This window comes from Arenibacter flavimaris, from assembly GCF_030291335.1.
In the GTDB taxonomy this organism is placed as follows: domain Bacteria; phylum Bacteroidota; class Bacteroidia; order Flavobacteriales; family Flavobacteriaceae; genus Arenibacter.
On sequence record NZ_JASWIM010000021.1, the window covers coordinates 70,427 to 88,919 of the forward strand.

General features: G+C 39.5%; 18 protein-coding genes. 3 read left to right on the plus strand and 15 right to left on the minus strand.

The genetic code is table 11. The annotated features are described in order from the left end of the window. Positions 1–40 precede the first annotated feature (40 nt). Entirely contained in the window at positions 41–1,369 is a 1,329-nt protein-coding gene (locus QSE00_RS15720; protein WP_286106666.1) for a vanadium-dependent haloperoxidase, read from the minus strand. Beyond that, complete coding sequence (locus QSE00_RS15725; protein WP_286106667.1) at positions 1,366–4,911, minus strand: VCBS repeat-containing protein; 3,546 nt, start codon at positions 4,909–4,911, stop codon at positions 1,366–1,368. Before QSE00_RS15725 ends, QSE00_RS15720 begins: the two co-directional genes overlap by 4 nt. A 419-nt stretch (positions 4,912–5,330) precedes the next feature. Between QSE00_RS15725 and QSE00_RS15730 the strand changes: the two genes are divergently transcribed. Beyond that, positions 5,331–5,816: a GrpB family protein gene (locus QSE00_RS15730; RefSeq protein ID WP_286106668.1), complete on the plus strand. Its 486-nt coding sequence runs from the start codon at positions 5,331–5,333 to the stop codon at positions 5,814–5,816. A gap of 120 nt (positions 5,817–5,936) precedes the next feature. Here QSE00_RS15730 and QSE00_RS15735 read toward each other — a convergent pair whose 3' ends face one another. The 13 genes from QSE00_RS15735 to QSE00_RS15795 form a co-directional block, all read right to left on the minus strand. Beyond that, positions 5,937–7,385, minus strand: coding sequence for a type IV secretory system conjugative DNA transfer family protein (locus tag QSE00_RS15735; protein ID WP_286106669.1), 1,449 nt, complete (start codon positions 7,383–7,385; stop codon positions 5,937–5,939). Next, positions 7,382–8,416: a MobB family relaxase gene (gene mobB, locus QSE00_RS15740; protein ID WP_286106670.1), complete on the minus strand. Its 1,035-nt coding sequence runs from the start codon at positions 8,414–8,416 to the stop codon at positions 7,382–7,384. The genes QSE00_RS15735 and mobB overlap by 4 nt, the downstream gene beginning before the upstream one ends. Beyond that, complete coding sequence (locus QSE00_RS15745) at positions 8,379–8,966, minus strand: BfmA/BtgA family mobilization protein (RefSeq protein ID WP_286106671.1); 588 nt, start codon at positions 8,964–8,966, stop codon at positions 8,379–8,381. The genes mobB and QSE00_RS15745 overlap by 38 nt, the downstream gene beginning before the upstream one ends. Positions 8,967–9,424: 458 nt before the next feature. After that, positions 9,425–9,874: a JAB domain-containing protein gene (locus QSE00_RS15750; protein WP_286106672.1), complete on the minus strand. Its 450-nt coding sequence runs from the start codon at positions 9,872–9,874 to the stop codon at positions 9,425–9,427. 67 nt (positions 9,875–9,941) lie between these two features. Then, positions 9,942–10,277: a single-stranded DNA-binding protein gene (locus tag QSE00_RS15755; protein ID WP_286106710.1), complete on the minus strand. Its 336-nt coding sequence runs from the start codon at positions 10,275–10,277 to the stop codon at positions 9,942–9,944. 550 nt (positions 10,278–10,827) lie between these two features. Then, positions 10,828–11,631: a DUF4138 domain-containing protein gene (locus QSE00_RS15760; protein ID WP_286106673.1), complete on the minus strand. Its 804-nt coding sequence runs from the start codon at positions 11,629–11,631 to the stop codon at positions 10,828–10,830. Beyond that, complete coding sequence (gene traM, locus QSE00_RS15765) at positions 11,628–12,590, minus strand: conjugative transposon protein TraM (protein WP_286106674.1); 963 nt, start codon at positions 12,588–12,590, stop codon at positions 11,628–11,630. The genes QSE00_RS15760 and traM overlap by 4 nt, the downstream gene beginning before the upstream one ends. Further along, positions 12,580–13,197: a conjugal transfer protein TraK gene (locus QSE00_RS15770; protein ID WP_286106675.1), complete on the minus strand. Its 618-nt coding sequence runs from the start codon at positions 13,195–13,197 to the stop codon at positions 12,580–12,582. The genes traM and QSE00_RS15770 overlap by 11 nt, the downstream gene beginning before the upstream one ends. Before the next feature lie 21 nt (positions 13,198–13,218). Then, positions 13,219–14,061: a hypothetical protein gene (locus tag QSE00_RS15775; protein WP_286106676.1), complete on the minus strand. Its 843-nt coding sequence runs from the start codon at positions 14,059–14,061 to the stop codon at positions 13,219–13,221. Next, positions 14,061–14,576 (minus strand): conjugal transfer protein, encoded by a 516-nt coding sequence (locus QSE00_RS15780; protein WP_459076846.1) that lies wholly within the window; start codon positions 14,574–14,576, stop codon positions 14,061–14,063. Before QSE00_RS15780 ends, QSE00_RS15775 begins: the two co-directional genes overlap by 1 nt. Positions 14,577–14,653: 77 nt before the next feature. Next, entirely contained in the window at positions 14,654–17,083 is a 2,430-nt protein-coding gene (locus tag QSE00_RS15785; protein ID WP_286106678.1) for a TraG family conjugative transposon ATPase, read from the minus strand. Continuing rightward, positions 17,070–17,354 carry a hypothetical protein gene (locus QSE00_RS15790; RefSeq protein WP_286106679.1) on the minus strand — a complete coding sequence of 95 codons (285 nt, stop codon included), beginning with the start codon at positions 17,352–17,354 and terminating at the stop codon, positions 17,070–17,072. Before QSE00_RS15790 ends, QSE00_RS15785 begins: the two co-directional genes overlap by 14 nt. Beyond that, positions 17,354–17,641, minus strand: coding sequence for a hypothetical protein (locus QSE00_RS15795; RefSeq protein ID WP_286106680.1), 288 nt, complete (start codon positions 17,639–17,641; stop codon positions 17,354–17,356). Before QSE00_RS15795 ends, QSE00_RS15790 begins: the two co-directional genes overlap by 1 nt. Before the next feature lie 227 nt (positions 17,642–17,868). On the opposite strand from QSE00_RS15795, the gene QSE00_RS15800 reads away from it, so the two are divergent. Both QSE00_RS15800 and QSE00_RS15805 read left to right on the plus strand, forming a co-directional pair. After that, positions 17,869–18,201, plus strand: coding sequence for an N-acetylmuramoyl-L-alanine amidase family protein (locus tag QSE00_RS15800; RefSeq protein ID WP_286106681.1), 333 nt, complete (start codon positions 17,869–17,871; stop codon positions 18,199–18,201). Beyond that, the gene (locus QSE00_RS15805; protein WP_286106682.1) at positions 18,179–18,472 is read left to right on the plus strand and encodes an N-acetylmuramoyl-L-alanine amidase family protein; all 294 of its coding nucleotides are present in this window, start codon (positions 18,179–18,181) and stop codon (positions 18,470–18,472) included. Before QSE00_RS15800 ends, QSE00_RS15805 begins: the two co-directional genes overlap by 23 nt. Positions 18,473–18,493: the final 21 nt, after the last annotated feature.

Here is an 18,493-nt window from a genome sequence, read left to right on the forward strand (position 1 = left end):
TGTTCAATCCAAAAGGTGCACTATTTTAAACCTTGGAAAACTACCCTTTGTTTTTTCTTGTCTTAAGATTGTTGACAAAGAATTTTCCAATCGCATACCCTTCATCCTGTCCATTGGCTATGGCGGGCATATAATGAATCCCTCCATAAAACCTACTGATCGCCGCTTCTTCTGCAGCTTTTTTAAACGAACTAAAATTACGTGTAGGCAATCCAAATTCTTCTTCAGTAGAATCTGCAAAAGCAAAATTATCCCCGAACAACTTTGTCAGCATAATTGCCGCACTGGAGGATACAACACTGTGTCCGCTAGTATATTCGGGAAATGGCGGGGTTTGCAGTACAGGTAACCAATTTGGATCAATGTAAATATTGATATAGGTTTCTGGTCGTATTACCGCGCTCCTGTATTTTTCATCCCAACAGCTAATAAAGGCATCGGCCAAACTTACTGACAGACAAGCATAGGCCTCGGCCGATCTTACAGCTGAGGCATTGACTTTTTTGCATACCAATGAAGTGATGTTCATCCAATGTCCGTTGGGGGAAATTTTCTTTGTAGCGTACATTACATGTCCCCTTACATTCATTTTAAACGGATTACAATCCCAAAATTTTGCTATCTCAATCTCCTCTTCCGTGTTTTTGCGAACTTGATTATACACTGCAATAACATCCTTATAAAAAACACTACTGCTATCTACGGAAAATGGTGGTGGTGCTATCGGCTTAAACTGGGCTGCGGAATCGATCAAGAAAGTTCGGAGTTTGTTCCAGTTAGGTTCAATGGCTTTAATATATGCCGGTGGGGTCGGTTTCCAAGAAGCAGAATCATTTTTAACGCTGTATTGCGGCAAGGATCTTGTCTCTTTATATTTGTCCTCGGAAGCCCACTTGAGAATATGTTCAGCTACCTGTTGTCCGTAGGCTAAGGAGTTATTGTATACATCATCAGGTATCCCAATGTCCTTAAATTCCTGGAGAATAACATCTTCAAAATCATCTATCCTTTCCTCTGATATTACAAAGGATTTTCCCGAAGTGAGTATGGCATGTACTGCTGCCAAGGTGAAGCTATATTCCTTTTTCTTGTCAGGAGTCGGAACAGTTCCGAGCCCATTCAACTGCCCAGCCAAACTGACATAATCTTTCTGGTCTTGAATTAATGTTTCATATGCCGCTACGGAAACATAGGCATAGGTGCGACTGGTTACAGGAGGTGAATAAATATCGTAGACCATAACATCTGTAACCTGTTTGATGGCTCTATGTACAAAATCGGCGTGCTCCGTTTTTGATTTCCAGTTTTGTGCCCAAATTGAATTTAGGGTACTTATAATTAATATTCCAAACCAAAATAGCCTCTTCATAAAACGTTTCTTTTATTTCCTTTATAATTAATAATTGTGATCTTGGCCATATCTTTTTCAATTGGTAGTTTACGTGTGGATTGTGACATATAAGTAGAACCGTAGTAAAATTCCAATCTTTTTTTACGTCCATCCTTATATATGATTTCAGCAGAAAAATCATCCACATTAAGATCCACCCAACGATCGATGTTTTTTTGGGTTGGATTATTGCTGCTAAACACCAAAAGATCATCTTGGTTTTGGGTAGCAATTAGTACCTGTTCATTTTTTGCAGTATATAATTGTGCCAGCCCTTTTGCGTCTCCAGGGACATGAAAACCTGTATTGGCGGATGGCATAGCGTTAAAATTACCTTCACCGTCTCCTCTTAGGCAAAGGCCATTAAAGGCATCGTGCCTTCCGCTATAAGGATCCATCCCATAATCGTTGCCTACCAATAGAAGATCCAAATTTCCATCTCCATCAAGGTCATTGGCCAACATGCCATATACAGGAGCTTCCTGTGCCTGAAGTGGCAGTGGGTGCAATTCAAACTTTCCGTTACCCTTGTTTTCAATATAGGAAGTGCGCATTTCGGTGCTCTCCAGGATTATGGCACTCTCTTTGTCAGTTTCATTCCATATATCGGCCATACTGGCCAAGCCATAAGATTGATAGGTAGGGAACTTCTTTCGCATTGTAATTACCTGGCCAACCAGATCGTCCCTTGAAGCAATGGGAAATGATTGACGGTTGCCATCATCGCCGGTCATATAACAGAATACCATGGCATCTAGGGAACCATTATTGTCGATGTCTTTGGCGATTATGGTCATCGGTTCTGTTGGGGTAGCCGTATAATTGGTATTAAGGCCCAAATTACCAGCAACATAATCCATGTCACCATCATTATCAAAATCGCCTGCCACTAAACTATTCCACCAGCCGGACTGTTTTTCTATGCCTACATCCATTTTTACCAAAGATGATCCAGTGTTTTTCAAAAATGTTATGGGCATCCATTCTCCTGCCAAAACTAGATCGGTTTTTCCATCATTGTCAAAATCGGTCCACAAGGCATCTGTTACCATACCTATATTTTTTAATCCTGGAGAATAGTCATTGGTCACATCAATAAATTTTCCGTTCTCATTTCTCAATAAATAACTTTTAGGTGCCGCAGGATATGCTGCAGATACGACCCGACCTCCCACGAAAAGGTCTAAATCCCCATCACCATCGAAATCTGCGGCCTTTACACAGGAACCGTTTGTGAAATCTGGGGGGAGGCTATTAATATCTCTTTCAAACATTCCTTCGCCATTGTTTATAAAAAGACGGTCATTACTAATGGCATGATTGGCAGGAATTTCGTAACTCCCACTTACCATATATAGATCAAGATCATTATCATTGTCAACATCTAAAAACAGTACCCCCATATCTTCGTACAAAATATCCTCTTCCTGCAAAAACCTTGAAGAATCCATTGTGAACTTGGCATTGGCATCCTGCATAAAGAACACACCGGGATTGTCCGAGGAGCCTCCGATATAAAAATCTTCGTATCCGTTATTATCGATGTCACCTACGGCTATTCCAGGGCCAAATTGACTTAATTTATGGGGTAGTGTACTTTGTATGTTATAATCTACAAAATCTGTTTCCTTAGGTTTATAGTTAATATTATAAATACTGTTTGTTTTCTTAAAAAGGGAAGTAACTACCTTCTTATTCGGAAGTGAATTTACCTTATGGGAATTTTTATAATTAAGAGTAACGGGTTCTCCCAGTGGAATTTCTGTTTTTAATTGCTGTTTGCCATCAGGCCAATACACTCTCAGTGAATCAATTTTTTTAGTTTCTCCCAAACCAAGGTGTGCCCTTTGGTCATGTGTGGATAAATAACCCCGAATGGGGTAATGATCATAATGCAGTTGGAGATTCCCGGAATAGAATATTTTTATCGACGCACCTATGCCATTGGTATTAAATTTAGGCCCTTCCAAGTTAATAGTGAGATGACTGCCTGTTTTATTGGTAGTGTTTTCATAAACAAATGCCGGTCCGTTAATGTTATTTATCACAACGTCCAAATCTCCATCATTATCAAGGTCGGCATATGCTGCACCGTTGGAAAAGGACAAATGGTCTATTCCCCATGCCTTGGAAACGTTTTCGAAGATTATTCCATTGGTATTTTTGAATGCATAGTTGGCTAGTTTTACAACTGGCAGGGAATCTGTCATGGCCAAAGTAGCGCTTTGTGAACTACCACTTTGTCCATTGTCATAGGCTATATAGTCTAAATCCGTAACATCCCTAGGTAGTCCATTAGTAATAATGATATCACGGAGCCCGTCATTGTCGAAATCGGCAACCAAAGGACACCAACTCCAATCCGTTTGATATATTCCGGCCATAAACCCCATATCCTTAAAATTAGATTTACCATTCTGGTCATGGCCGCTATTTATTTGCAAAACGTTTCTAACATATTGGTGGTTGTAATTGTATTGGCTATTGTTGATATAGTTGTAATATTCATTGCCACTAAGCATTCGTTTTTTACGAAGATTGTTTTCCGGAAGCATTTCCAAAGAAATCAGGTCTACATGTCCGTCGTTATTGACATCGACGATATCGGTGCCCATGGCGTTCCAAGCTGTGTGTTTAAAATAGTCGTCCAGGCGATTTGTGAAAGTGCCATTTTTATTGTTAATGTAGCACAGGTCGTTGGAAATAAAGTCATTAGCCACATATATATCGGGCCAACCATCGCCATTGATATCCGTAATAGCCGCTGCATGTCCCCAACCTTCCAATCCTATTCCCGCTTCTTTGGAAACATCGGAGAAGGTTTGGTTACCATTATTTCGATATAACCTATCCGTGTTCTTAGCACTGCCGTCCGTCAATTTGGCCCGATAATAAATGGGTGTTCTAGGGTCATATATTTCATTGGTCACTTGGTACATATCAAGGTCACCGTCCCTGTCATAATCAAAAAAATAGGCTTGTGTACTATAACCATTGTCGGCAAGTCCGTAGGCCACCGCGGATTCTTTAAATATGGGAACACCTTGTTTATTAACCCCTTGATTAATATACAGTAAATTGGTTCTACGAATAGGATCCGACCTAAAGGATGCGGACAAATAAATATCTGGCAATCCGTCCGTATTTATGTCCACCACTGATACTCCTGTAATCCATCTGTCGTGCCCATTAACATTGGCGATTTGTGTGATATCCTGAAATTGCAAATTGCCTTTATTCATGTACAATTTACTCGATACCATGTTTCCTGCAAAGTAAATATCCATAAGGCCGTCTTGGTTAAAATCACCAACTCCTACGCCTCCGCCATTGTATATATTAGCCTGATTGAGAATATTAAGTGTATCATTTTCGAACAGTTGATTGTTAAACGCTATTCCCGTTTTTGATGCTGGCAACAATTCAAAAAGTGTAGGGTTGTGTTGTGCCGAAGTTCCGGAAAAGGAAAGAACAAAAAGGATCAATACATTAGAATGCAATATCTTTTTAGATATTTTCATACTCCAAATTCTTTAAAATTAGCTATAAGGGTTAATTTATTACCCAACAAATAATTTTGGTAACGAGTGCTCCTATTAATAAAATGTTGGGAGGTAAAATTATGGATGTTTATAAAACAGAAGAAGTTCATATTGTTCTATTATTCAACAATACGTGTCAAATACTATGACCCACCAACTCCTTAGCCACATCTTAAACTAGGTTGACAAAGGACTTGTGGTAAAATAGTGCATGGATCAAAAGTTACCCGATCAACCTAACACTGATTACCTCGTTAAATATCTTCAATTACCGAACTAGGGGAAACTTGGAAAGACGAACGATGACCAGTAAATTATACCTCGAATTCAGGAACCTTGAAAATAGTCTTAAGACATAGGGTCATCCCTAATACCACCTTTATAATCCGTACCGTTAAATGGGTCAAAGCAAGGTATTAGAGGATGTCTTTGGGAAAGAAATTAAAGCGATTGAACACATTGGTAGTACATCTGTTCCCAAATTAAGTGCAAAACCTATCCTAGATATTTTTCTTGCTGTTTCCTCATTACATAATGTGTCTTATTACAATGACAAACTACAGGGCTTAAATTACAGATATTCTATTACAGATATGTCAAACAGGCATCTATTCTCCAAATATACTGCGGCAGAAGTCTGGACGCATAATTTACACATACTCCCATATAATAAAAATTTTTATTTAAGAAACGAATTATTATTTCGGGATTATTTAAGAAAAAACCCAGAATTTGTTAGTAAGTACACCTCATTAAAGGAGCAATTGGTTTTAAAAAATTATAAAACCATAGAAGAATACACTAAGTCAAAATCAGAGTTCATTCGGTTTGTTATGGAGCTTGCACGAACAGGGAAAGGTCTGGTAAAAAAAATGATCAATTAAGTACAAAAATGGATCCACAATGTATTCACCACATAAACTTAAATGAAATACCAATTATGACGGAATACCAAATAGACCTTTATATTAAATACTTGAATATCCTTAAGGTACCTTTAACAACTATATGCTAATGCCAGTTATAGTTTTAACCTCTCTATAAATCCTTTCAAAATTCATTCTCAAATCTTCCTTGGAAAAGAAATTAGGTTTGGGCGGAACTTCTTTTTTAATGTTCTGTAGTTTGAACTGCAGTTTTTTGTCCCTTCCATCGGCAAAGGCAATAAATTCTCCTTGATCCAACCTAAAGAAGATATCTGCACGTCTTTTAGAAACTTCCTTTTCCCCAGTGGTAATGCGGGTATCAAAGTTAAGGTTATGTCCACGGTTTATACTGGTGGTCTCCTTACGTACAATTTCAAAAAATCGCTCGTAGTATTTTGCGGTATCCGGGTCATTGACCTTCCCAAAGAACTGATAGGAAAGGTTGCTTAAAATTGCCCTACTGACCTTGTCCCCATAAAGGATTTCGTTTTGGACCTTATCCTGCATAACGTAAACAGTTGCTATATCATAACTGCGTAGGGTAGCTGGGATACGGTGCATATTGGGCAGTCTTATTGTAGGTGCTTCCTCCATTAGGAGAAAGGAGGTATTTTGCTGCCTAACACTCATTTCCTTAATTACGGTGTGCAATACCGCAGCAATAATGGGGGAGAAGGACGAATCATATTTTGGATGGTTCACTACGGAAATCACAGCCGGGTTTTTATTGTTGTTGATATTGAGCGGTACTTCATCTTTGGATAGTACCATGAACAATTGCCGTGAACTGATTTTCTTAAGCGCATTGGCCAAGGTACTTCTTACCCCAGCGGTTTGCCTCTCCGAATTCAACCCGTTTATAAAGGCACTAGCCATACCTTTTGAGGTTAGGTCAGATGCGAGAAAAGCTGCTAAAATCTTGGTATTCATAGTTTGAAAAATGGCTATCAAATGAGGGAGGGTACAGAACTGCGGATAGGTCGTTTTTAGCTTCCAGATCAAACCGGCCATAAGACCTTCCACGGCATCGTTGAAAAATTTTGTGGTGCTGTTGGTATTGGATTCGTTCATTTCCAACAAGTTTTCCATAAGTACTTTTGAAATTTCGTTGACACTTTCCTCATTGTGGAGATATCTGGGTGCGATGGGATTCACCCTATAATGAATCTGATCGAAGGCTATGGCATAGAATTTTACTTTGTCGTTATACTTAAATAGGGGATAGGCCATTTCTGTAAGTTCAAAATTCTTATAGTCGTGAAGGATACCACAAAAGTTATGTGAGCTAAAATGTTGTAAAAAATTGTAAATGACACTTTCGGTCTTACCGCTTCCTGCCGCACCGATCACGGATGCCCCACGTTTGATATTGTCGATAATAAACTTACCGTGCCGTAGCCTAAAATGGACCTGATATTTTTCATCCTTAGGTCCCGTCCTTTTGTCCAAATAGACATAGAGGAAGGTGGAAATAAAAAGTATGGGTATGACAATTCCAAGTACAATATGTGCCCATTCCGTGGTCATATGCCAATGGTGCCCGACTGAATGGCCTTGTCAAGTCCACGCTTCAACCTTTGTATGGTCTTAAGGGCCAGTTGAACTTTATTGGTAGGTATGTGCAACATGGAATAATCCACACCAGCCTTCCGTAGGATATTAAAGGCGATGCTTTTTTCATTGGTAGGAAGTCCCGATAAGATGGAGAAATAGAGTTTGGGGTTATTGATAAAGGTTTTTCTGGCCTGATAGGTTTCTGCATAGTTGCGGTGGTAACCAAAAAGTTTATCGAAAGTCTTTTCGGAAACGGTATAGAATCTATCCCTATCAAAGCCGCGTTTTACGGATTTACCATTAAAGACGGTTTCGGAATTTTTGTATTTACTTCCTGGGGAAAGGCTATATTTATTGGACATATCCTTACGGCTCACAATAATATGTACATGGGTTTGGGGACCTTCTTTGGACATGCCCTGTACGATTCGTTTCCCGTTCTGTTGGTGAGGTGCCTCATTTTCCAATCGGGATATTTGTTTATTCAGTTTGTGGATATTGCCCTGGGCCTTGCCCTGTTCAATTCTTCCAATTTGGTTTTTAAGCTCCAATATTTTTGTGGCGTAGGGTTGATTTTCCCTTACCTGCCGGTCCATACCTTTGAAAGTGCGTTGATGTTCTATTTTGGCAAAGAATTTAATATCGTCCAGGGATACTGATCTTCCGTCTATTTCCCGGTTAAAGCAGGCGGCATACTCTTTCATAAGTTCAATGGTGTAACGTTTAAGATCTTCGGAGCTGTTTTGCAAACGTTTCAATTCATAGGCACTCGGATTCACGGTAATGGAATAGAACTTGGGTTCATTCTTTTTGAGTTTTGCCGTATTCCCGTCAATTTCCCGGATAACATCATCGGTAGGCACCTCTGAATAGAACTGGTTAAAGAAGTGTTCCTGATCGTCCACTGACCTATGTTCATTTTCCTTTTCCAGATATGCTACGAAATCCGCCACGCTCTGGCCAAAATTACCGTCCATTTTTTGTTTTGTTATGGTGATGTACATATGGTGAAGTATTGATGAAATTCTTGAATTCCTCTTGGGTCATCTGCAGCTTCAGATATCCGCTTCCAAAACTGCCCTTGACAAAAACGGTAGCGTCGCACAAACTTTGCAGATCTGTTTTGACCAGCTGGAATTGCTCCCGCATTTGGTCATATTGTTTCCGGTAATAGTCAAGTTCCTCATTTTCTGTGATTAGGGGGGGAGCTTCAAAAATGATTTCTTTTTGATTTGCCCCTGATCGTCCCAGATCTTCCTGAAAGAGCAGTTCCAGCATGGCATTGGTCGGTTTGGTCTGGTTCTTTTCGATATTCTTAATGATGGCCACCAGGGCGTTTAAACGTTTTTTGAGCCTGGTCTCCATACTCGTCATATTGGGACCTAGGGAAGCATTGGGGGATATGTCGTTCCATTCAAAAAAGTTCATCATGGATTCCAGGGCTTCGGAATGGGAACGACCTACCTTTTTGGAAAACTTCCTAAATCGGGTAGCAATACCTGTTTTGATACTGATTGCTGAAAAGTGGTATGTTTTATTATGAAGAGGTTCCATTTACTGTAAAAATCTGTCCATTAATGGGGGCTCCCAAAGGATTTACATTAATTATTAAGGCTTTGATTTAATTTAAAATATATATTTAATTGATTATCAGAACATTAACTATAATAACACCGCCTTGGCGTGTTATCCTCTTGCTTCTCCTTTTTGTACGCCAAGGGAACAAAATTTCCGAACCACTGGTAAACAGTTGCTTCAAAAAAAAGAACACTTTCAGTGGTAATATCAGGACAACGAATACCGATTATCGGTGTATAAAAGTTAAGCCTTTTACTTATAAAATTGAAACGTAGTTTAGATACAAATCACTGGTTCTGATATCAAAAAAAATGAAACAAAAAAACGGTCGATAATAAGTGGCGGTCATAAAAAGGACCCTATACAAAAATGTACGGGTCCTTCTGTTTTTGTTGGCGGTAAATTGGAACGTTTCAATCCCTTATCAAATACATTTAGATTAGGCCGTTATCCGAAAAGCTATAGTACTCCCCATTTGGAGCGATTATCAAATGGTCCAAAACTTTTATATCCAAAAGTTCTGCGGCCCTTTTGATTTTATTGGTCAATTGAATATCCGCTTCACTAGCCTTCAATTTTCCACTTGGGTGGTTATGGCAAAGAATGATGGCCACTGAAAGTGATTTCAGTACAACGGCGAAAAGAATCCTCACATCTACCAAAGTTCCCGTAATTCCACCTTGGGAAAGTTTATAGATTCCTTTTACCTTGTTACTGTTGTTCAACAAAACCACTTTAAAGCATTCTTGGAGTGCTATTGTATTTTTGTTCCAATGGTTGTATAATATGCTTGCAGCATCTTTGGAACATCCGATATTTTGCCAAAAAGGCGCTCGCACTTGACCTTTGTAAATAAGTTGTATTTCATTAACTTTGTATCTCATAATAAAGTGATTAGAATTAATACGGAAAAGAGGGATCGATAATTCGGGCGATACCCTCTTTTTTTTGTTATTTGCTTCCCATAAGAAGTATTTCCCTCGCTTCCACTTCGGTAACAAAGCGTTGAATGCCATCATCGGTGGAAAAGGAACGGGTTTTCAATTTGCCCAATACTGCTATTTCCTTTCCTTTGGTTGTGTACTTTTCTACGATTTCGGCGGTCTTGCCCCAGGCTACTATATTGTGCCAATTGGTTTCCTTTTGTTTTTCGCCTTTCGAGTTTTTAAAGAACACATTGGTCGCCAAGGAAAACCTAGCCACTTTTTTACCGTTTTCAAGATTGGTAACTGTTGGTTCCTGTCCCACATTACCGATTAACTGAACATTGTTTCTAATAATTCCCATGATTAAAAAATTAAGGTTAAACATTTGATTTACATTATTTTGATTAAATGATTTACTTATTATATCCGGAGTGTTTTCCTTTTTTGCGGCAAGCCGGCTTATTCTTATTGGGTATTGACCATTTCCTTTTGGGGTTATTTGGTATGATTCCATAATTCTAAATTTTGATTTACTTTCCATAGAGCCGTCGTCGTTACCTTTTTTTGTTGCTTGATGGTATACAATATTTTTGGAGGGTAACACTTATAAACAGCAGGGAAAGGTGCGCTGGCTTTATGCAGTTTTACCCTCCAAAAATGTTGTTGTTTTGCCTTCAAAAAAAGAAGCGGCGACAACTGTGGGAGTGCAAAAGGAGGTCTTGGAAAATACCTATATCCGGAAGTGGTCGATACGCCCTCCTTAACGAGAAGTCTTCAGAAGAATAGTATAAAGGAGCCTATCCCAATTTCATAAGTTAAAATCCCCAACCAAATATGGACATCATCTTGGTGTTCGATCGGTCCAGCGCTTTAATGAGAAACAGGATGACAGCACTAAAATGAAACTGATACTATAAATTGGACTGCAGTACCAAGGTTCTACCTCCGTTTAGTTCCTTTAACTCAAGGACCAATTTTTCGGATGCTGCCAAAACAAACTTTGGCAGTACATATACAAACTGCCTGCTCTGCCCATTTTTGATAAGCTTTGGAAGATCATGTGCATAAATGGTGGTTAGCGGCAAACTTTGAAAGGAAGATTGACGTCGATCGGTGCCATTTAAGGTGTACACATTAAGATAATCGATTTCAAAATCGATTCCCGATGCATTATTTACCTCCAACTTCAGAAACACCTCCGAGCCATAATAGACTGGTTGAAATAATTTTAAATACATGTCCTTTTCTCGGATCAATGCCCTCTTTTCAGATGCCGACTTCAGAACGAATTCTGAGGCCCTTTTCAGATAATCCATTGTTCTTCCCAGGGAATCCACTTTTTGATTCTTTTGATCACTGACATCCTTCCTTTTTGGTATTTCATTTCCAATACTAGATTCCTCGGTAAAAAAGTAGTTGTACTGGCTCAGATCGGGTTTGTATTTTAAAATATAGGAATACACTTGTCCGTTGGAAGTAACCACCAATAGATTACTATTAGGACCGGGTTGTGCCTGCAAGAGACCGAAATGCTGTTGTGTTTCGCGGTTATAAGTAAATACAAAATGAGCCGCACCGGTGATGCCTTGGCGAACCGGTGCGGGGAAAAACAGGGCTACATTCTTCAGTTCATTGGCATAAAGGGTATCCAAGGGTTGCTGCGCGGACAATCCAAGACTGATAATGCATATTGCTAAGACTATTTTGGTTTTCATTGCAGATTTATTTTAAAATTGTTCTTGTCATATTTTAAGATGAGCTTATAATTGTCTGATATGTTCGCCCGAAAGCTCCTTCGGTTGCGTTGGAACACCTTTCGAACTCCCTTAATTTGCGGCATTCCGGTAATATTTATACCGTCGACGATATCGTTCACCACTTCATTGGTTGCTTCGGCCCTAAAATTGTTCCTCAAATAAATTCCTTCAGATCCATCCTCAAGGTCGTAGGCTTTGAACTTGACCGGTAGGTGATCAATATTTTCAATTCGAATCAAGGTCCTGTTCGGCTTAAAACTTACAAATCCGTAGATACGTGTATTTTTGGGTATCAATACATTGTTGATCTTGGCATCCTTTAGTAGGCGCATTCTTAAACGTTGATCCGCCTTTACAGTTTGGTCGCCGTCCACACGGACCATGATAATTGGATCCGAATTCCTGGAGCGGACCGTCTCAATAGGGTGGGAAGCAAAAAAAAGCTGGTGCTCCAGGGCAAGAGTTTGGGAGGCCACCTCGGTTTCCTTCTCCCCAATATATTCCAATGTCTTCACGGCTTTTGTATGGCTGGACTGGGATCGGGAAAGCGTATCACCATTCAGGGTGTTACCGGTCCTTTTTGAATATTGCATCTGCCCCTGTTTATAAATACTGTCCACCAATTGCATTTTTTTCTTGTCCAGCAATTCAGGGTCGTATAAACCAGTAGAATCCAATAGGTCTTCATCGTAGACACTGGGTGCGAGGGTAGGTCTCACCGTCTTCATATCGTTTATGGCATCCAACTTGGAATCATATATCTTCTGTTCATTCTTTATTTTGGGAACAGGTATTTGATCGGCCTCCAGTTCCTGTCCTTGTTTGTCGTCCAAAACGAGTACTGCATATGCCGTAATAAAAAGTAGTATACAGAGGAGAATGGAGGTAAACACAATTTTGTTCTTTTCAATTTTCATATTTATCCAATTTTCGTAGTGTATTTTCAAAGAAATCGGTAATCATGAACCCATGGGTGTTTTTGGGAAAGTTCCTGTCCACCCTAAGGAGTTTACCGGTAGTGGTCAATTCATAGATGTCGGTGGATAAGCCCCTATTGATCTCAAATATTGTTTTAGTTTCAAAAAGATATGGCTCCTTGTCCAGGACAATTTTGGATTTTATGGCAAGCACCTTTTGTACCAGGGAATATTGCAGCAATCGGTTATATACCCCGTCTACTTTTTTCTGACGGTACAAATCAGCCACACTGCTATTGCCCAACCAAAGGGCTTTTTCCAAATTGCTCTCATAGTTACTCGGATCGATGCCGTAGAAATAGTCATGGAACAGTTCCAAATGGGCTAGGGCCTCGACCTCTAGATTCTCCTTTTGATCGACCAACTTTAGAGGGATCACATGGCCTTCAGTATTAACGACAAAAGCTTTGTTCAAGGCATCTTTATGAAGTTTCAGTACCAAAAGAAGAGCAATGGCACTTATGGTAGTTGCCGCAATAACAATGGACAGGACTATAAATCGATTCTGTCCTAGTACCTTGTAGATGTTGTTATAAGGTGTTTTCATATTGTTCTAGGGATTAAAGGGTTAAGAGACACTAAAGAGCTTAAGGGTAAAGGTTATTGCCCTACGGTACAAAGTGAATTTTAGCAGGACAATGAACCCAATGGAACCAAGTTGTATAACGGGTGCGAAAGTTTGACTGCCCCAATCGGTACCAAAAAGGTTGGACCAAAATTTAAGGTTCACCTCGGTATAGAAATTATTGATAAATACATTGACCAGAAAAAATGCCGGGACCAGCATATAGACCCCTGCATACAATCTAAAAAAATTATAGGCCATGGAGCGAAACTTTTCAAACACGGCCAAGCTAATGACCAATGGAAAAAAGGTCTGCATGATTCCCAGCAAAAAGAATCGTTGGGCCAAAAAAAGAGGATAGATAAAGAGGTCCAATAGCCAAAGGATCAAGCCTATGATAAACGACAATATTTTCAGTCCGAACAGTGGAGTTACCAAGGCCTCGTAGAGTAGGGCCAACGCTTTTTTGGCAGCGTCGATGGCGCCCACATCCTGTTCAATATCCAAATCCTGTAGCTGTAAGGGTAGGAGTGCCGGAGCTGTATCCCTAAACTGGGTTTCTATAGCTACTAGAATGGTATCGAATGCGGATAGCACCTCAGTAGAAAAAATGGCCAGCACGACTACCGCAAAGTTCTTGGCCAATTCACCAGGGGTCAATCCCCAAGAATAACCTTCATTGTTGGCCACGCCCTCATTGTATTTCTTAATGATATTGATCAGAAATAGGACGACGGCCAGGGCCTTCATCCCGGTAATGGCCGTCTGTGAAAAGCTACTGTTTTTAATGGTCTGAAAGACCGTATCCACATATTCAAGCCCTATTCCCAAAAATATCCCCAACATTAGTAGTTGATTTCCCTGTTATTGATTTTATCCTGCATTTGCCTAAAGGCGATTATCTCTCTATAGCGCCTGGTCTTGGCCTCGATCTCGGCCACCATTTCTATGGATTGCAGTTCCTTTTCTTTGAGAATGGCCGTGCGTTCGGCATCGGTCATTTTCAAATTATCACTGGACAGTACTTGATCGATATAGTCCATGGACATCATGGAATTTTCAATTATTCCCTGAAAGGAATCTGAGATTCGGCCAACTTCTTCGGGCCGTATATAGGGGGAATTTAGGATCTGCCTTAGATCCTCCTGCACCATATCATAAAGACGCTGATGGTTCTTGGCCAATTCCTTTACCGCATTCAATTGTTTGATTACGCTATTGACCTTATCGATATTCTCCTTCTGTTCTTTTAAGAATTTTACAGTCTTCAACAGTTCTGCGGTCTGTTTCCCAGATTCCAACAGCGATTTCATAAAGGAGATGAAATTGGTATTGTCATATACTGGCATGCCCTGGGCCATCGCATTGCTTTCAACAACCAAGGATAGGGTCAGGGCCAACAATAATTTATAATTAAAAAGTTTCATAGTATATAGGTTTAAATGTTGCGTTTATTGGAAGGATTTGTTTGTTGCGCTACAAACTGCGTAATGGCGGTCTCCATATCCCCGTATTTTCTATAAAGGGCCATAATGGTTTCATTCTCTTCACCATCGGTTAAGTAAGCGGCATGGACTTCTGGCGGAACTTCCAATCGAAATATGTTGCTATCCTTCCCGATTTTGATAAACATTTCCGTGTATTTACGTTCCCCTTTCAGCTGGTTCCTTATGGATTTTAATTGGTTAAGATCATGTGAGGAAAGATGGAGCCTGTTGACCAGTTCATCATATCCCTTTTCATTCCTCAGACTATAGATGACCTGAGTGTTTTCAAGGATACTTGCGGATGTAGCATTATTGGGCAGTTGGTTGATGGATTGAAGGATGATACCAATAGCCCCGTTTTGTTTACGTATGGCCTGGTAATAGAATTCCACGCTTTCCAGAACGTTCTTAAATTTTAACTGTTTGGCAAACTCATCAAATAGGATGATGCCCTTTTCCGCCTTGTTCCTCCAAATCGTTCTTTGAATGGCCGATTTGATCAATTTCAACATAACGGAGAGAATTTCCTTATTATCCTTTACCTCGTCAAGTTCAAAAACGATCAGTCGTTTGTCCTCCAATTTATAGGTTTGGTCGGTGTTTGTATTGAACAGAAAACTATATATACCATTTTCCACATATTCCGAAAGAATGTGAAGGAAGTCATAGACGCTAAAATGCATTTCACGGATCTGGAGGACTGTGACCAATGAATCTTTATGGTCATCTACATACTTGTACAGTGAAGCCAGTGAATGCCCAGTTGTGCACTTGGAATAATAAGACAACAGGACCTTTTTAACGGCTACCTCCTGTGCCTTGGACGTTTCATTACCTGCGGCCAAAAGCTCCAAAATAAAAATGGTAAGATCTTCCAGCCGTTCTGGAGTAAGGTCGGCTTTATCACTAACGTAGAAGGGGTTTATGCCAAGGTTTTTCCCTTGTACATACCTAAGTACAATATGGTCATTGGGGTAGAGCTTGGCAAATTTGTCATAGGAACCTCCCAGGTCGATGACCACTAGGCGTACCCCACTTTCAAAATATTGGCGCAGAATGTTATTGGCCAAAAAGGATTTACCTTCCCCGGTAGGTGCAAAAATAGCAAAGTTGCGTGCCTTTATGCGTTTTCTGCCTTCATCCCAAACATCCTTTAAAATTGGGATGTTGTATTGCCTATCGTTAAAGACAACACCCTTACTATCGGAAATATATACACTATTGTTAATGTACAGGCAAAGGGCATGCTTTAGATCGGCTACGTACAGATCCCCGTTGGAGAAGTTAGAGGTAAAGCAACAATAGCTGTTAAGAAAATAATGCTTCCTTTCTTCACCTTTAGGATAATAGGGAACGATGTCCAATTCTTTGAACTCTGTTTTGATCTTGGTGGCAATCCTGCCCAATTCTTGTGTCCCCTCTCCCCAAAAAGCTATATTGAGATGTCCCCGGACTATTCTAGAACTTTCATCATCATTGATCTTTGCAAGAATATCCTCTATTTTTTTTAGAACGACCTTATTTTGTGTTCCAAAATTGGAACTCTTATTAAGTTCCTCAATACTTTTTTCTAGATATTTCCGCCATTTATATTTATCGTCCAGATAAATGATCTGATTGACGATATGGTTTTCATGTAAGTTGAGTCCCAAACCATCTATAAATCCTTGATGAAATTCAAAATCATCCGAGGTGAACCTATCATTGAGCCTACTGCTTTGAAGCATCTCGCCAAAGCAGAGTTCGCTATTTATGGCCATGACGTCAAAATAATGGTCACCGACCTCCAAACACCTTTTATTCATTTGGATATCTGTGTCAAAACCATGGTTATAACCATTGAAGTAATTATTGGTCAATTCCAGGATACTATCCTCGCACATAGGTGCAAGGGTTATTTTTCTACTATTATTGATAAAGGAAACGGCATCATTGACCGCATTGACAAATTCGCGGGCACAATGGTCCATTTGCCTATGAATACCCTTTTCCACCTTACGAAAGGGGTTGATATATTTTGTAGTATTGAACGATTTCTTTAGAGGAAGAACAAAATAGAGAAAGGAGGAGTGGTCCAAATATTCCCGTCCCTTAAAGTAGTTGTAGGTTGCTTTTTGTAGAAAACTCTCATTAGGCAAGTTTTCCGCTGAATAGCCGGCCTTTCTATAAACATCCTGTTTATGTACGATGGTACCCACGGGTAGGGCCTTAAAGGCTTGGAACCAAGATCCATGCATTTCCTCAAAATCCTTTTCCGACAAGGAATAGATCTCCGGATACCCCACTGAATAGCACTGGACCAAGTTGCCATTATTAGCAAAAATGACATTTCCTTGAATATCCATTATGGGATAAAATTCGGATAAGTTAATTGTCTTCATAGTTCAGGTGGCTTGCTCTTTTATTGTTAATAGTGTGTGGAAACACTTTTTTCAAATGGAATACGGTCGGGTTATTGTGGCAAAAGGAGAAACTGACAAAAAGCAGAATGTTGAAAATGATAGCCGAAATAATGGCTCCTAAACTGAAAGAAAAGATGATAATCAACAAGGAACCTATAATGGAAGTCATCTGAAGTGCGAACATCATAAGGGGGAGTCCCATTATCATAGCCTTTTTACGAATGTTCCTATATACCACGTACTTTTTCATTAGACAACAATTCCGATGAGATAGGTGAAGATTCCAACAACTGCACCGGCAATAAGTACAAATACTAGGACACGTGTAATACCTTTTTTAAGATCGGCGTTTTCCCCAAAAAAATGTCCCGCGTTAAAAAGAAAACCAATAAGAAATATCACTCCCAGAATAATGGGGAAAATGGTACGGATGGTATCGGATACCTCATTGACCGATTCTTCGATTCCACCAATTTGAGCAAAAGATGGATTGTAAATCAGTAAGATAAGACCAACCAGATAATAGAATTTTTTCATGTCGTTCAGATTTAGTTTTTAGATACATGAAAAATAGTTTATATTTATATATAAAATACTGATAATCAATAATTTGTGAATAAAATATTAAATGATTGATTTTAATGTGTTTTGATATTATTTAACATGAAATTGAATTGAAATTTGAAATTGACATGTTGATAACCTTACAAATTGGGAGTAGGGCAGGTTGCAAAAATGTCATAATATGGCTTTTGATTTTAAAAATGTGCTCAAGTTTTGGTCAAGCAGAGCGGCCAAAAAAGATTGTGGTCATCGATCCGGGACATGGAGGTAAGGATACCGGTGCCATAGGTGTCCATGGGGTCCTTGAAAAGGAGGTAGTTTTAAAAATTGCCAAGGAAATCCTAAACCACAACCACCTAATATTGGATGACACGATAGAGGTTTATCTGACAAGATACAAGGACACGTTGATATCATTATCAGATAGGGCCATGTTGGCCAGGGCCTTAAGGAGTAATTTATTTATTTATTTCTTTGCATTGCAATGCGGCAACAACAGGAGTCAAAGGAATGGAAATATTTATAGCAGATAAGGACAATCAGCACATCGTAGCTTCAAAGCAACTGGCTAGGTACATTTTGCGTGAAAGCGGAATCAAACTGGGCATTAGGGAAAGAGGGGTAAAGCTGGGCAATTTTCAAGTACAAAGGGAAACGATGGATTATTGTCCGACAATTTTAATAGAAACAGGATTTGTTACGCATGTAGATGAAGGGGATTATTACAAAGAACCTAGAAATATCAAGGCAATGACATTGGCCATATTGCTGGGAATTTATAATTATTTAAAAAGTGGGGAATGAATTTTACCGAAGGTAAATGAC

Bases quoted from the DNA above. Each gene is read 5' to 3' on its own strand.
- QSE00_RS15720 (WP_286106666.1), bottom strand. From the start codon at position 1,369: ATGAAGAGGCTATTTTGGTTTGGAATATTAATTATAAGTACCCTAAAT.
- QSE00_RS15725 (WP_286106667.1), bottom strand. From the start codon at position 4,911: ATGAAAATATCTAAAAAGATATTGCATTCTAATGTATTGATCCTTTTT.
- QSE00_RS15730 (WP_286106668.1), top strand. From the start codon at position 5,331: ATGGGTCAAAGCAAGGTATTAGAGGATGTCTTTGGGAAAGAAATTAAA.
- QSE00_RS15735 (WP_286106669.1), bottom strand. From the start codon at position 7,385: ATGACCACGGAATGGGCACATATTGTACTTGGAATTGTCATACCCATA.
- mobB (WP_286106670.1), bottom strand. From the start codon at position 8,416: ATGTACATCACCATAACAAAACAAAAAATGGACGGTAATTTTGGCCAG.
- QSE00_RS15745 (WP_286106671.1), bottom strand. From the start codon at position 8,966: ATGGAACCTCTTCATAATAAAACATACCACTTTTCAGCAATCAGTATC.
- QSE00_RS15750 (WP_286106672.1), bottom strand. From the start codon at position 9,874: ATGAGATACAAAGTTAATGAAATACAACTTATTTACAAAGGTCAAGTG.
- QSE00_RS15755 (WP_286106710.1), bottom strand. From the start codon at position 10,277: ATGGGAATTATTAGAAACAATGTTCAGTTAATCGGTAATGTGGGACAG.
- QSE00_RS15760 (WP_286106673.1), bottom strand. From the start codon at position 11,631: ATGAAAACCAAAATAGTCTTAGCAATATGCATTATCAGTCTTGGATTG.
- traM (WP_286106674.1), bottom strand. From the start codon at position 12,590: ATGAAAATTGAAAAGAACAAAATTGTGTTTACCTCCATTCTCCTCTGT.
- QSE00_RS15770 (WP_286106675.1), bottom strand. From the start codon at position 13,197: ATGAAAACACCTTATAACAACATCTACAAGGTACTAGGACAGAATCGA.
- QSE00_RS15775 (WP_286106676.1), bottom strand. From the start codon at position 14,061: ATGTTGGGGATATTTTTGGGAATAGGGCTTGAATATGTGGATACGGTC.
- QSE00_RS15780 (WP_459076846.1), bottom strand. From the start codon at position 14,576: ATGGCCCAGGGCATGCCAGTATATGACAATACCAATTTCATCTCCTTT.
- QSE00_RS15785 (WP_286106678.1), bottom strand. From the start codon at position 17,083: ATGAAGACAATTAACTTATCCGAATTTTATCCCATAATGGATATTCAA.
- QSE00_RS15790 (WP_286106679.1), bottom strand. From the start codon at position 17,354: ATGAAAAAGTACGTGGTATATAGGAACATTCGTAAAAAGGCTATGATA.
- QSE00_RS15795 (WP_286106680.1), bottom strand. From the start codon at position 17,641: ATGAAAAAATTCTATTATCTGGTTGGTCTTATCTTACTGATTTACAAT.
- QSE00_RS15800 (WP_286106681.1), top strand. From the start codon at position 17,869: ATGTGCTCAAGTTTTGGTCAAGCAGAGCGGCCAAAAAAGATTGTGGTC.
- QSE00_RS15805 (WP_286106682.1), top strand. From the start codon at position 18,179: ATGGAAATATTTATAGCAGATAAGGACAATCAGCACATCGTAGCTTCA.